We start from the raw sequence: 14,034 nt of genomic DNA on the forward strand, positions 1-14,034 counted from the left end.
TGCCCGACCCATAGGGGCCACTTCAGTCCTCAGCTGTCGGCTGACGCGGCGCTTGGCGTCCTGAGCCGCTGCGGCGACCCGAGACGGACACTGCCGCAGCAGCCTGCACTGAGCTTCGGTCAGCGGTGAACCGCAGATCGCAGGTCGGCCAGCAGTTCTGAGAGCCGTGACTCTTCGAAGATGCCGTCGATTTCGGGGAGCCAGGGTTCGGCGTCTGTTCTTGTTTTCGCAGGTCAGAATCGGCGCAGCGTCCTGCTTCAACACGGAGTGCTCCACGATTTAGTTCAGAGATCGACAGGACTCTATGTCTTGTGGTAGGGGGGTATGCGCAGGTCAAGGCGGCAAGGAGCCGTTGAGCGGCGTTGCCTTGCAAGTGGGCGCAGGTTGGCGAGGTGGTCACCGAGCCCGATGTGCTCACCGGACCCGGCTCGAGCAGACGGCTTCAACCTGCGGTGATGCGGGCGCGCGCCAGCCGATGGTGGGCAGCCGCAGTCGACGGGACGGCGTTTAGTTCGCGGGAAGCAACCGACCTGTCTCCGTGCCCTGGGCGTCGAGGAGCACCAGGATCTGACCGTCGAAACCTGCTCGTCGGGCCGTCACGAGCCATCCTCCGACCGACACACTGTCGGCGCAAAACACCAGGGTGGTTCCTCTTTCGGTCGTGAGTAGTGTGCCGCTGGCAGCGGTGATCCACCGACCGCTTTCGTCGTTGCAGCCGTCGGATCCGCGCCATTCACCATCGGCCGTGAACCTGACGTATGCGGCCTTGTGTCCCGTCAGGGGTACCCAGCGACCCGCCAGGCGGTGTCGGTCCACCGGAACTAGCTTCGTCGGTAGGGCGACCGCTGGTGTCAGGGCCCGGCGGGCGTCGTCGGTGATCACCGGCGGTTCCAGTAGGTCGTCGGCCTTGTCGGGCTCGGGGGTCGGTGTCGCCCCGGGGATCAGTCGGGCGACCGGTTGCGCTCGTGCGTCCAGGAGCACGGGTCGTCCTGCGCCGTCGAACTGGTAGGCGGTGACGCGGCGCAGCCATTCGGGGGTTTCTTGACTGGCCTTCGCGCAGCCGGGGATGCCTTCGACCGCGGTGGTGGTAGCCGTGAAGATGTCCGCGAGGAAGGTGCCGTCGCTGCTGGCCCGCCAGGATCCGCCCAGAGTGCCGCAGCGGCTGCCGATCAGGTCCAGATCACGGTCCGCGAGGCGCAGGATCGTGCCCGCGCCGGGGTCGGCAACGTCGGCGATCGTCCAGGAACCGATCAGTGACGCCGGCGCCATCGGCGCCACAGGCCCGTTAGTTCCCGAGATCGGCTGCGGATCCGCGCGCTCCGGGTGGCTCTGCCTGCTGCATCCGGCGAGCAGCACACCCATCACGACCAGCGTCGCGAGGCAAACCCGTCGTACCACCTCGGCTCCTCCGGTCGGGCTCTGGCCAGGCTCCGGGGCTCATGTAGCGAGCTACCGAACCTCCTGCTCCTATTTAACGGCCGGGAGGGACGTCGGGTGCGCCCAGAGTTCGCAAAAGCCCGAATGCGACGCGAAGGCGACCGCGTTGTCGGTGGCGACTGGCGGGGCGCTCGCCTGACGGTGCAGGTAGCGCCTCCGTCTCCGGGCGGTGGCAGGGGGCAGTCGCTGGTTCCGGTGCGACATCTTTGAGCTCGACACGGCCGACGGCGGCTCCGCGCAGCGGCATCCGGACGACCACCCGGCGCAGCACGCCGGCAGCCTGCAGGACGCGCTGAGGGGCCCGTCACCGCTGGCCTTCGGGTGCCTGAATGAGGACCGCTTCGGCGCCTTCGAGCAGACCGGCTGCGTCCGGCCGCACCCGTTTGAGTACGTCGGGTCGTGGTCGGCGCCCGGCACCTCGTACGAGACGGGCCCCCGGCGCGATTAGGTGGGCTGGCGGGATTCGGTTGCCGCCTCGGCCCTGGGTCGGGGCGGCAGGTCCGCGCGGAGAGTCGTCTACTCGTAGATGGCGGAAGGGCGGTAGTCCGGGCTGAGACTCAAGTCCCACCGGATACCTGCTGACCAGGGCACTTTGCTCGATGACCTCTTCGGCGGCACCGAAGGCGTCAGCGCTGGCGCTCCCGCGGAAGTGGGAGGGCGGCGTCCGCACATGTCGAAGAGCGGCTACCCACCGCGTCTCAATCAGTTTCTTGAGTGGATGAAGCATTGCGCGAGTCCGCTGTCACGAGCGGTCCCCGCCTCGAGCGGGCGGCCACCGCACGACGATCAGCCCGGTGATGTAGTAACCGTCTTCGTCGACGCGAGTGGCAACGTCGAGTTCGACTGTCGTCGCCGTGGTGCGTAACCGGTGGACTTCCCAGTGGCGGTATCGCAGGTCACGTAGCCAGGCTTGCTTGACCTCTCCCGCGACACGCATCGGTGACGCCGCCGGCTCGGCGATACAGACGGCCGTGATCTGCTGGGCAGGGTCGGGGCCTGTGGTCACGGTCACTTCCCGGATCGAGGGGCACCCGAGCAGGTAGTGGTCGAAATCGATCGACATGCCCGAGAGATTGTCCGGATCGGCCGGGGTTGCCACAGATGCAACTGCGCGGACTGCCTTGGCGAAGCCGGTTGGATCGGCGTCGTCCACTGGTGGCTCGGGGAAACCGATGGCCTGCATGTCCTCCCACCAAGTCCGGCCCGTGCGGCGGCGCCACCAATACAGGACGGTCCGATCATCCGGCCAAGCCGCCAGGGCGCCACCGCGTGGCTCGAAGCGGTCCCCTTGAAGGTCGATCGTCCGCCAGTGCGGTTCTCTGCCGTAGTCGGCCGGGTCGGCTCGGTTCTCGACGAGGTCGTCCTCGTCGCAGGCGCCGTACGTGCCAAAGTTGCGTTGCGCGTCAACCAATGAGGATTTGTTCGCGCCGCCTGCCCGGTAGGGCCAACGTAGCTGGTAAACATCGTCCTCCCAGCGGCACACAGGGCAGATTTCGTGTGAGCCCGGCGGATCCCCCAACGTGCGGTAGCCGCAACAAACACACGGGTAGGGGAGGTCCATGCGATCAGTGTGCCCGACAGCCGTGCCGCACCAGTGGCAGCCGTAGACCTTCGGTGTGCAGGGCGACCACAGCGACGCTGCGGGCGTCGACCGGGTCGGTCATGGGGCTCTGACTTGTGGCGAACACTCGGGCCCGGTCGGACAACCTCGCGGGAACGTCCACAACGGTCTAGCCAGCGGACCGCTGACGGTGGGCTGCCGGGTCAGCGAGCGGTGGGGTTGGTCAGTCGGTCCAGTTCGGTTGCGGCAAGTCGGCGCAGGGTCTGATCAGGGTCGCGGGTATACCGGCGGAGAATGTCCGGTGCGGCGTCAGGCGCGACATGTCGTGCCACGACTGCAACCCGCTGACGGACCATTGGATCCGGATCTTCCACCAATTCGACCAAGATATGCCCCCCGTGCCACGCAGCCTCGCCACCGGCGCGGGCGAGTCCGCTAAGGGTCGCCGCCCGTACTGCGGCCTCGCCGTCTCCTGCCAGCATCGTGAGTTGCGGCGCCACGCGGGGATCCGAGTCGGCCACCTTCGCGAGCGCCTTTGAGGCTTGGACGCGTAGCTTCGGGTCCTGGTCGGCAGCCAGCTCCAGTAGCGTATCGACCGCCGCCGGCCCTCCAACCGAGCCGAGTGCCTCCGCAGCGTTCTCGCGGACATGCCGGTCGGGGTCGTGGAGGAGACGTTGCAGAGCCCCGGCCGCCTCGTGACTGCCGAGTCGCCCGAGTGCGTAGGCGACCATGGACCGTACCCGCGGAGTCGGGTCGGCGGCGAGAGCAACGAGCGGTTCGACCGCGTCAACCCGGCCGGTGTAGCCAAGCCTGCTCGCGGCCGATACCCGTACCTGCTCGTTCAGGTCATGCAACGCCATAACGAGTGCGCCGAATGCCTAGTCGTCGCCGGCTGGGTCAGGGATCGACCCGACCGCCATGGATCTGATCTCCGGGTCGGCGTCGGTCACGGCCGCGGCCAGCAGGTCGACATCCTGTGCTTCGACCACGAACCCGAGCGCCCACAACCCCACACGGCGAAGCTCCGGCGTATCACCTGCGGCGAAATCACGCGCGACACGCCGGCCGGTCGCCCGATCCGCGTGCAGCAGCTCGATGATCTCGGCCTGCAAGCTGTCCTGGTCGTCCCCGAGATCGCGCGCCGAGGCGCGTAGCAGCACCGGCAGCGCCGCCACACCTTCGATGCCAGCCAAGACACCGGCAATCAGGTCCCGGCCGTAGAAGTTCCCCTCGTCGAGGAACCGGTCCAGTACCTGCTGCAACCGGGGTACTAAGGCAGTGTCCCCGGACGCCGTCAGGGCCGTGACGGTTGGCGCGATGTCGTCGTAATCGTCCTCAAGCTCCACGGCATGCCGGACCACAGCCTCCAACGCCCCACGGCTGTCGATCATCCGGTCACTATGCCACGCGACCGCCCCGCGGTGGAACACCGCATCCGCGGCCAACCCGACACGCCGTTGACGACCCTCGTAGGTCAAAGGAGGAGGACTCACGATCTACGCCAGGAGGGGTCACTGCTGGATCGTTAGGGCAACACGTCCGGGCTTCTGCGGCTCCGACGCAGCTGCAGGTCAAGCGGACCAACGGGCCGGGGTGGCAGCACAGGGATGGCGGGGATTCCCGTGGATACCGCTGTCTGCGCAGGGCCACGGGCGTGGACCGCGGAGTACCGCCGTGTGGTAGTGGCTAGTCAAGAGATCTGTCGCAAACCCTACTGCCGTCGATGTCTTACTCAGCTGACGCCGCCTTGCCGCGATGATGACGAGGTGAGCCGTCGGCGCTGGTTTCGCCTCATGCGTTGGACGGCCCCGCTGTGCGTGCTTACCGCGTTGACGCTCGTCGGCACGTGGCTGGACTGGTGGAGCGCCCTGGTCGGGCACCGCGTAGCGGCCTGGAACTGGGTCGAGCGGGTCAGCTGGTTCGTCGCGATCGGATCGGGAGTCGCCACGGCCGTGGCGGCGTTCGCGGCAAGACGGCGGGATCAGGATCCGCCGGGAGCAAGCAACGTCTCGATGATCGCGGACACGGTCGTCATCATTGCGGGCGAAGCGTACGCGATGCCCAGGGTCGTCGGCGGGGTCGCGGCATCGATCCCGGCACGGCGGGCATCGAGCGGCGGTGGTGCCGACCCGATCAACCAGGTGAACGAACGCGACCGTTTGGCGGCGGCGCTGAGGACCGACAGGTCGAGTGTCATCCTGGTGCACGGTCGGGCCGGCGGGGGAAAGACGACGCTGGTGCGGTGGGTGTTACGCGAGACCGGGCTGGCACGGGAGCTACGCGAGCATGACCTCGGTGCGGGGCCGCCGCTCGACGTCAGGGCCCTCTTGGACGACATTGCGCTCGGCACAGCAGTCGGGAAACGACGACGGCCGGGCGAAGACCTGCTGAGCCGGCTGGAAGCGGCGATGCAGGCACCGGACGACGAGCCGGTGACCATCCTGGTCCAGAACGCCCAGCGTCTGGTCGATCCGGACCGGTACTCCGTCACCAGCCTAGAGCTGAACGAAGCGTTCGAAATCCTCTCCGGTGGGCTGCGTCGGGTCAAGGTGATCCTGGAGCTGCGTGACCTTCCGGTCGCATCGACCGCTGCCGGCTGGTTCAAGGACGCTCCACGCATTGGAATCGACGGCCTTCCGCCGCAGGATTTCGGCACGTATGTAGAGCAGCTAGATGCCGCCGACCGGCTGGGTCTCTCCAGCCTGGCCCGCACTAAACCCGACCTGCTCTACAACGTATTGCAGGGCGTTCCCCGGCGGGCACAACTCTTCCGCACCGTGCTTACGTTGGCAGGGCGGAGGCTTAACGCCCGCGAGCTAGCCGAGCTGCTGGCGCGGGAGGCGCCGTCGGCACGGGCCGGCCGGCTCTCTGAAGTGCTGGTCGAATGGCTCAGCGACGAGCAGCGGCTGGTCGTCATCGCGCTCGCGGCGTACCGCGTGCCGGTGACCGCCGAGCAAGTGAGCGGACTCCTCGCGAACGAGACGGCCGCAGGACGGGTGGCAGTGGTGCTCCCGGAACTCGTCGAGAGCACCGTCATCACCGCCGTCGGCCACCGATACCACCTGCTGTCGCCAGAGGTCCACGACGAACTTGCGCGGCGTCCTGACGGACCTGCGCGACTGTTGCCTGCTGCCGCCGACCTGCTGTCCCGGTGCCGGCGGCCAATCAAGAGCGTCAAGCGGGTAGAGGACTTGGACCTCCACTTCGCAGAGCTCGACATTCGGATCCGGGCCGAGCTGTGGCTATCGGCGTACTCCTTGATCAACGAGATGGAGAGAGCACTTTCGCGGTGGCAAGCCGGCCACCTGATGCTGGCGGCTCGCGAGGCACTGGCCGGCAACCTGGGCAAGCCCTTCCGCGAGCTGCAGAACGACAACGCTCTCGGCTGCATCTACCTGTCTCGGGGCCGAATCGACGATGCGCGGACCGCGTTCGAGTCCGCGGTGCAGCATGCGAGTCGTGCCAACTGGCGACACGGCCGGCGCAAGCTGTTCATCAATCTCGCCGCGGTGCACTGGGAGGCAGGTGACGCGGCCCAAGCTGGGGAGTACTACCTGGGCGCCCTCGGAATGGCGGAGGAGGAGTACGACGCGCTGGACCAAGCAGCCGCGTTGTCAGGTCTTGCAAAGTGCCTGCGTAGGCGCGGTGCATACCCGGAGGCGATACGCCGCGGCCACGCGGCATTGTCGCTGGCCCAAAACGGCGGGCACAGGTCTGCGGTCGACATCGCCATCAGTCTGGCGAGATGGCATTCGGAGCTGCGGGATGTGGATGAGGCCGACCGCCTATGGGGTATCGCGGACGAGGCGGCCCGTGAGCACCCGGAGGATCCCTCGCTGCGGGTACGGTGCCTCGACGCGCGGGCCGACCTGCTGCTCGACACCGGATATCTGGCTGAGGCCGCGAGAATCGCACATCAGGCTGTCACATGGGCCCGTGAACTGCAGGACCCGGTGACGGTTCTCCAGGCGCGAACAACCCTCGCCATGGTGTTCCTCAGGAACGGACATCCCGAGCAGGCGAGGCGTGAGATCCAGGGCGCCGATCGATACCGCCTGGCCAATCGATCCCTCGTTGTGTTGGCGCTGCAGGCGTTGACAGCGTTCGCGACCGACTCGGAGACGGAGGCTCGATCGCTCTTCCGGGATCTGCAACGGGAGGCGGTCAAGCGCCACACACGTGATGACCGCGACTTCGCCGCCTGGGACTTCGAAGGGCTAGCCATCGTCGGTCAGCGGGTGGGCTCTGGCAAACCGCTCGACTCAGCCGTAGAGGCATTTCGGCGGGCTCGCGACGTGACCCCGGTGCCGCCGCCGGTTCTCAGGGACCGCCTGAAGTTCATGCTGGAGCTGCTGCGAGTGAATGCCGCGCCAGGCGAGTTCGACGCGGTGCTCGCGACTGCGTCCGGTACCGAACCGAAGTTCGAACCCTCCTAGACGCAGCTCACCTGCGAGCCGGCGACCCTAGCCACCCGTTCGCCTGGGCAACCATCAACGCCTCCACGCGGCCCTGTACGCCCATCTCCCGGTAGAGCGCACGCAGCAGCCGAAACATTGCGCGCTCGGAGTATCCGACCTGCTCGGCCAACTGTGTGACGGTATGACCGGCCGCCAGCGCACGCAGCCAGGAGAGCTGTTCGGTGGACACGGCCTGGGATCGGCTGCCCGGCACTCCGCCACCGGCGGCGAAGGCGGCTAGCACAGCGGTGGGCAGAACGGACTGGCCGTCCAGCAGCGCCGCTGCCGCGCGCCGCATCGTCTCGGGCGAAGCGTTGCGCATAAGGACGGAGCGGGCTCCGGCGCGCACCGCGCGAACCCCCGCTGCGGCGGAGTCCTCGTCGAGCAGGACCACCACGGCGCACGTGGCTGGGTCGATCTCGTGCAACCGCTCCAGCACGTCCCAGTCGTCTTCGCTGCGCACCGTCAGGATCACGATGGCTTCCTGGGCCTGGAGGGCCCACGCCACGACGTCGGTCGGGGTCTGCACTGCTCGGCCGTCAGCGGCGAGGGCAGCCACAGCACCGTCGCGGAACAACGGCAGCGGGTCGACGACCGCGATCTGGACGGCTACCAGTGAGGTGTCCCTTCTCGTGTACGTCCTGCTCACATATAGCGGATCATCGCCAGCGTAGGCAGCCGCCGGGGGATGAAGGTGTGCATCGCCGGTGCCACACCGATGGCGCGGACGCGTCAGCCGTGCGTCGGTATCCCGCCACGATCAGTCATGGAGCCGCAGCGGTTGGCATCCGTACCGTCGAGCCACACGCCCTCTTCCTGGGAGGCCCCGTGGTCCATGACGATGACACGCGCAGTGCGCAAACTGTGTGGATCTCCGCAGACGATGAGCCCATCGAGGTGATCTCCCCCGATGACGAGGAGACCTTCGAGCTGATTCTTGATACCGCGCTGGACAACCCGCACTGGGATCGGCTGACGATCTTCGAGTACCTGGTCCGTGCCGGCAACGACATTCTTGAGGAAGAAGTCAACTACGTGCTCTGGGAACGCCAGTTAGACAACCTCCTTCTGCGGTAGCGGCGCCATGATGTCGGACCCCAGACGCCGAGCTGCCCGCGTTGACATCGCTGGTCGGATCTTCCATCAGGTAGGCACCACGCCGCCCTTCGCGCCTTGCCCGATTCGCGTACCCGCTGCGATCCGCGAGCTGACAGACGCCCTCCGGGAGCGGGGTTGGGAGCTGCTGGACGCGGGTGACGTGGAGGCAGCGATGCATCGCTGCTGATGGCCTGACACCGCACATACGGCAACCGCACCGGTGCCGGCCTGGGCGGCAGCAGACGTATCCGCCGATCATCCGGTGGCGGTATCGTGCCCAGACTGGGGGGAGCGGGATGGGAGCAGACGGGTGCACGGAACGGCGTTGAACAGCATTCAACGGCCCTGAACGGCATCCAACTGCACCCACCCCGACCTGCACGTTCTCGTTTCCGCAGGTCAGAGTCGGTGCAGCGTCCTGCTTCACACGGAGTGCTCAGCCGTTTTGTGCAGCAGTCGGCAGCAATCTATGTCGCCTGGCAGGGGATTATGCGCAGGTCACGGCGGTAAGGAGCCGCTCGATGGCCTGGCCTTGCCAGTGGGAGCAGATTGGGTGCAGCCTGGCGAAGCGGTCACCGCACCCGAAGCGCTCACCAACACCAAACAGTGACGACGGGTTTGACCTGCGGTGATGCGGTCGAGCGGTGCGGCGTGACCTCCCAGAGAAGGCCGAAGTGGTCAGGGTTCGCTGCTCCCCGCCTGGCTGGTGCCGGCTGTCGGCCTGCGGCCTGCCAACGCCGATCACGCGGGCCATGCCGCATCGACGCACGGCTCTAGGTGCCGTCGTGATGGCGACGGTATCGATCCCGCGAGTTGAGACCCGAATCCCACCGGCAAACCTCTGAGCAGGGCCTTCTACGCGGTGACCTTTTCGGCGTGCCTGAAGGAGTCAGCTTGTTAGCCACTTCGCGGGGCCGAGGGCCGGGCGGCCCGGTGGTGGCTGAGACGATCGAATGACCATGATGGGCCGCCGATCGACGTCGCCACCGACCGTGATGGGCGGCATCATAGACAGCTTGATCGGGTGCACGCTCATGCCGATGAGAGTTGATCCGCTGGCGGGGGATGGGGCTCCTGGGACGGGCTCCGAACCGGAAGCTTGCTCTCTACCCGGTCGCCTCAGGAGCCATTAGGCTGACTGTCCCGCACCCGGAAGGTGAACGATGCCCAAGAAGAGAAGAATCACCGTTGAGCTCAGTGAGGACGCGACCGACGAAGAGTATGCGCACCTCGCGAACACGCTCTGGGCAGTGGCCCGACTAAGCCCAAGTTTTGAGAGCGTGTACCAGGACGGCGTCACGGATGTCGAATACTTGAACGGCTGGTGGGTCGATAAGGGGCACATTCGCTGGCCGAAGTAGCCACGTTAAGGTAGTCGCTCTCATTGCCTGTGACTTATCTGTCATGCCGATGAGAGTGCACCTGATCAGGACCTGATGACTCGGTCGTTTTTCGCATTAGTCCAGATCGAATGACCGTGAATGGGGATGACGTTCTCGGCGCTGGCATCACCGTTGTTTGGGTGTGCATCAGCGTAGATGAGCGCGCCGGTGATGCGGTCGATGGCCGGCCGGGCACACCGCCGGTGGGATCGTCGGCGATCAGTCAACCCGGTTGAGAACCTGGGCCCGAGCGGCGGAGTACCGTTCGCGGATCGCAGGTACGGCGTCTGCCTCGTGCTTCTCAACCCGTCCGACGGTCCATGCGTGTGGTTGCTGCCCGCCCGACAACAGCCATGCCGCCTGCCGGGCGGCACCGTCAGCGACGTGCTCGCCCAGCGGTGGTACGAGTACGGGCCGGCCGAAGACTGTAGGCGCGATCTGGCGTACCGCCTCCGAGCGGGTGCCGCCGCCGACCAGGAGGATCCGTTTGACCGTCGTACCCTGCGCGATCATCGCGTCCAGCCCGTCGGCGAGTGCGCACAGCATCCCCTCAATAGCGGCGCGGGCCAGGTGAGAGGGGGTCGAGGTCCGCAAGGTCAAGCCGTGCACGGCGCCGGTGGCATGCGGAAGGTTCGGTGTGCGCTCACCCTCGAGGTAGGGCACCAGGACCAGCCCGTCGGCACCAGGCGGGGCGGACAACGCCAGCGCGGACAGCTCTGCATGGTCCACCCGCAGCATGGTCGCGGTGGCGTCCAGCACCCGGGCGGCGTTGAGCGTACACACCAGCGGCAGGAAGCGGCCGGTCATGTCGGCATACCCGGCCACGATCCCGCTCGGGTCGATGGCTGGCACGTCGGCCACAGTGGACACGATGCCCGACGTGCCGATCGACACGACCACGTCGCCCGGCTCGGCGCCGGCACCCAGCACCGCCGCTGCGCAGTCGCCGCCACCAGCGCCCAACGGTGCGCCGGTGCGCAGCTGCCCCGCCTGACCGGTCGGTCCGAGCACCTCCGGCAGCAGCAGGTCATCACGACCGAACGCCAACCCGACCAGATCGCGTCGGTACTTACCGGTTGCGGCCGACCAGTACCCGGTCCCACTGGCCTCGCTGCGGTCTGTACACAGCGCGGCCAACCCACCCGCGCCGGCCAGCCGCCAGGTCAGCCAATCATGCGGCAGACACACCGCTTGCGTACGTGCGGCGTTGTCCGGCTCCGCCGAGGCCAGCCAGCGCAGCTTTGTGACGGTGAAGCTGGCCACCGGCACCAACCCGACAGCATCGGCCCACGCTCGCGACCCGACCTCTCCACCTCCAAGATCCGAAACGAGGTCATGGGCAGCCCCGGCCGAGCGGGTGTCGTTCCACAGCACAGCGTCGCGGACAACCATGCCGTCCGCGTCCAGGCACACCATGCCTTGCATCTGCCCGGCGACCGAGGCCGCCGCCACATCGTCCAGTCCGCCGGCCCGCTCGACCGCGCCCAACAACGCGGCCTCCCACGCGGCGGGCGGCACGGCCGTGCCGACTGGGTGCGGTACGCGGCCCTCACGCACGAGCTTTCCGGTTTCGGCGTCGCGGATCACGACCTTGCACGACTGGGTCGAGGAGTCGACCCCGGCGACAAGCGGCACGGTTCTCCCAACGGGTGGCGACAGGGCCACTGACACAGGCGGCTCAGCGGCCGGTGGTCGACGGTGAGATGGTTGAGTCCGCGAAGCGAAGCCATCCGGCATGCACCGAAACCGCGGACTCGAATGTGCAGATCTTGCTAGGAGCATTACGTAACTTCTTGGGCTGCAGGTTGTCAAGCAAGACCTCGGCGGGAAAAGGCGGCGATCCACAGAACCCGAGTTGGTCTGTCACCAGTGTCCGCTCATGCCGCGTTTCGGGTGGCGGCCGGGACAACAGGTCGAGGTCGAACGGCCGCGTGGGGCAGGATATGAGCGTGATCCTTCTCGTTCCCGCGAACCCGCTACGGCCGCGCCACCCAGACGAGCATTTCGCGGCGGAGGCGCAGGCCGCCCGTGCCGCCGGGATCGATGTTGCGGTGGTCGACCACGATGCGTTGGCGCGGGGCGCAGATGCGCGACGGGCGGTCGCCTCGGTCTCGGGCACTGGTACGGCCGTGTACCGCGGCTGGATGCTGCGCAGCGAGCGGTACGCCGCGTTCGCCGAGTTGCTCGCCGATCGCGGTGTGGTGTTGAGGACCAATGCTGAGCACTACCGGCGGGCACACGAGCTGCCCGGTTGGTATGCCGCTCTGGCTGCGGCCACTCCACTGTCGGTGTGGACCACGGGCTCGGACCGGGCCAGCTTCGACCGCGCGCGGGTCGAACTGGGCGCGGGACCGGCGGTGCTGCGTGACTACAGCAAGTCGATGAAGCACTACTGGAATGAGGCGACGTTCATCCCGGACCTGGAGGACGGCGCGGCTGCGTGGCACGTGGCCAGGCGGTTTCTGGAGCTGCGTGACGACGACTTCGTGGGCGGTTTCGTACTGCGGCGCTTCGAGCGGTTCACATCCGCCGAAGTCCGCACGTGGTGGGTCGACGGTGTGTGCGTCCTGATCGGACCGCATCCCGACAGCCCGCATGATCCCGCGCCGGCCGGGATCGACCTGGCCCCGATCGCACCGATGATCGCCGGGCTCGGCCTGCCCTTCGTCACCGTCGACCTCGCTCTGCGCGTGGACGGCGAATGGCGGGTGGTTGAACTGGGCGATGGGCAGGTGAGCGACCGACCAACCACCATCGACCCTCAAATGATGATCACGGCCCTGCTTGTCCTGGCCCGCTGACCGGCAGCACTGTCTGTCCGGACATCCGCTCATGCCGTATGGCCAGCGCGGAGGGGTAGCTCAGTCGAACCAGTTGAAGAGCAGGTCACCGAGCCGACTCGGTTGGTGGTAGGCGACATCCTGGCGTTCTTCTTCGGTAAGAAGATGCAGGTGTCGGTCTTCAAGCGGCTGATTCAGCTCTGCCGTGGTGGCGAGCCGCAGCGCTGCGCGGCGGTAGATCTCCCCGCCGGGGACGTCAACGAACACCGCGTTGACCATGTGGGGATCTTGTCGTTCGGCTCCAGCGACCAGGAATGCCGCAGCGTTGAAGAGGATGCTCAAGGGCCTGCCATCACGAAGTCGCACACCGACCCTGTAGTGGTTTCGGCCGGTCGTCGGCTCCTCGACCGAGGTGGTGACCACACCGCCGACTGCCCTGGTGCTGGCGTACACCATGGCCAGCCAGGTGGCACTGGCCGCCTGATCGGGGTGCGGTTTGGTCACTCCGGCTCGGAGCAGTTGGGTGATTTCCACGCAGGGATCATCCGGCATTGCGGCGCCGACGGCGCATCCCAGGAACGGACGCCCCCACGGTGTGTTGGGACCAGCTTTCGTGCACGCATCTGCCGCTCCTCGCGCGCTGCGGAGCGTTACCGTCGATGGGGTCGGATCGCGTCCGGGCCCGTCGGTGGCCTGCGGGTACGGTTTCAGGGTGCTTGTCGGCGCTACGCGACCGTTGACTTTTGTCGATGTTGACGGTGTGCTCATTCCGTTCCGGGCCCGGTCGACGGGCGTACGCCGTTTCGGCAGCGGGGTAGGCGACGCTGTTGACGGCTTTGGCAATCCGCTGCTGGATCGGCTTGATCCAGCTGACGGCGGGCGTCTGCTTGCTCTGCCGGGTGAGTTGGTCTGGGCGAGCACGTGGATGGCGGAGGCGAACGAGGTCGTCGCGCCGCGGCTTGGCCTTCCGGTGCTTGCGGTCGTGGACTGGCCTGACGACGACGAGGAGTTGGGGCGCGGTGTGCATTGGAAGACTGTGCGCCTAGCGCGGTGGGCGGCCGGACGTGCGTTCGTCTGGCTCGATGATGAGATCACGGACGCCGATCGGCGTTGGGTTGCCGCGCACCACTCGCAGCCGGCGCTGCTGCACCGCGTCGATCCGTGCCTCGGACTGGTCGACGCCGACCTTGCCGCGGTGCGTAGGTGGCTCGAAAAGCAAGAAGCGACCGGTTGATCAGCTGCGCGGATCTGCCGCTGATAAGGCGCGGCATACCTGAGCATGTCGGGTTGACAACCGGGCCGTGGGAGCGGATCGGGAG

General features: G+C 67.2%; 13 protein-coding genes. 6 read left to right on the top strand and 7 right to left on the bottom strand.

The window, feature by feature from the left end; genetic code table 11:
- Positions 1-507: 507 nt before the first annotated feature.
- Positions 508-1,362: an META domain-containing protein gene (locus ACH495_RS27410; RefSeq protein WP_396860583.1), complete on the bottom strand. Its 855-nt coding sequence runs from the start codon at positions 1,360-1,362 to the stop codon at positions 508-510.
- Between the two features lie 244 nt (positions 1,363-1,606).
- Here ACH495_RS27410 and ACH495_RS27415 point away from each other — a divergent pair, with 244 nt between their 5' ends.
- Entirely contained in the window at positions 1,607-1,885 is a 279-nt protein-coding gene (locus ACH495_RS27415; protein ID WP_396860584.1) for a septum formation family protein, read from the top strand.
- 294 nt (positions 1,886-2,179) lie between these two features.
- On the opposite strand, the gene ACH495_RS27420 is transcribed toward ACH495_RS27415, so the two are convergent.
- From ACH495_RS27420 to ACH495_RS27430, 3 genes are all read right to left on the bottom strand, one after another.
- A complete protein-coding gene (locus ACH495_RS27420; protein WP_396860585.1) occupies positions 2,180-2,998 on the bottom strand; it encodes a CPCC family cysteine-rich protein in 819 nt (272 codons plus the stop codon).
- A 203-nt stretch (positions 2,999-3,201) separates the two neighbouring features.
- A complete protein-coding gene (locus ACH495_RS27425) occupies positions 3,202-3,858 on the bottom strand; it encodes a HEAT repeat domain-containing protein (protein ID WP_396860586.1) in 657 nt (218 codons plus the stop codon).
- A gap of 18 nt (positions 3,859-3,876) precedes the next feature.
- Entirely contained in the window at positions 3,877-4,389 is a 513-nt protein-coding gene (locus ACH495_RS27430; RefSeq protein ID WP_396860587.1) for a HEAT repeat domain-containing protein, read from the bottom strand.
- 375 nt (positions 4,390-4,764) lie between these two features.
- On the opposite strand from ACH495_RS27430, the gene ACH495_RS27435 reads away from it, so the two are divergent.
- On the top strand, positions 4,765-7,434 hold the full coding sequence (locus ACH495_RS27435; protein WP_396860588.1) for a tetratricopeptide repeat protein: 2,670 nt from the start codon (positions 4,765-4,767) through the stop codon (positions 7,432-7,434).
- A 7-nt stretch (positions 7,435-7,441) separates the two neighbouring features.
- Here ACH495_RS27435 and ACH495_RS27440 read toward each other — a convergent pair whose 3' ends face one another.
- On the bottom strand, positions 7,442-8,104 hold the full coding sequence (locus ACH495_RS27440) for a DNA-binding response regulator (protein ID WP_396860589.1): 663 nt from the start codon (positions 8,102-8,104) through the stop codon (positions 7,442-7,444).
- Positions 8,105-8,283: 179 nt separating this feature from the next.
- Between ACH495_RS27440 and ACH495_RS27445 the strand changes: the two genes are divergently transcribed.
- Positions 8,284-8,532, top strand: a complete 249-nt coding sequence (locus ACH495_RS27445) for a hypothetical protein (protein ID WP_396860590.1) — start codon at positions 8,284-8,286, stop codon at positions 8,530-8,532.
- Between the two features lie 1,184 nt (positions 8,533-9,716).
- Positions 9,717-9,914 (top strand): hypothetical protein, encoded by a 198-nt coding sequence (locus ACH495_RS27450; RefSeq protein ID WP_396860591.1) that lies wholly within the window; start codon positions 9,717-9,719, stop codon positions 9,912-9,914.
- 240 nt (positions 9,915-10,154) lie between these two features.
- Here the strand turns inward: ACH495_RS27450 and ACH495_RS27455 are convergent, their stop codons facing one another.
- A complete protein-coding gene (locus ACH495_RS27455) occupies positions 10,155-11,570 on the bottom strand; it encodes a xylulokinase (protein ID WP_396860592.1) in 1,416 nt (471 codons plus the stop codon).
- Positions 11,571-11,884: 314 nt separating this feature from the next.
- On the opposite strand from ACH495_RS27455, the gene ACH495_RS27460 reads away from it, so the two are divergent.
- Complete coding sequence (locus ACH495_RS27460) at positions 11,885-12,736, top strand: ATP-grasp domain-containing protein (protein ID WP_396860593.1); 852 nt, start codon at positions 11,885-11,887, stop codon at positions 12,734-12,736.
- 60 nt (positions 12,737-12,796) lie between these two features.
- Here ACH495_RS27460 and ACH495_RS27465 read toward each other — a convergent pair whose 3' ends face one another.
- Positions 12,797-13,249: a hypothetical protein gene (locus ACH495_RS27465; RefSeq protein ID WP_396860594.1), complete on the bottom strand. Its 453-nt coding sequence runs from the start codon at positions 13,247-13,249 to the stop codon at positions 12,797-12,799.
- A gap of 202 nt (positions 13,250-13,451) precedes the next feature.
- Here ACH495_RS27465 and ACH495_RS27470 point away from each other — a divergent pair, with 202 nt between their 5' ends.
- Positions 13,452-13,949, top strand: coding sequence for an HAD domain-containing protein (locus ACH495_RS27470; protein ID WP_396860630.1), 498 nt, complete (start codon positions 13,452-13,454; stop codon positions 13,947-13,949).
- The last annotated feature ends 85 nt before the right edge of the window (positions 13,950-14,034 follow it).

Origin of the sequence: Micromonospora sp. NPDC018662 (assembly GCF_044391475.1) — a bacterium.
Taxonomy (GTDB): domain Bacteria; phylum Actinomycetota; class Actinomycetes; order Mycobacteriales; family Micromonosporaceae; genus Micromonospora.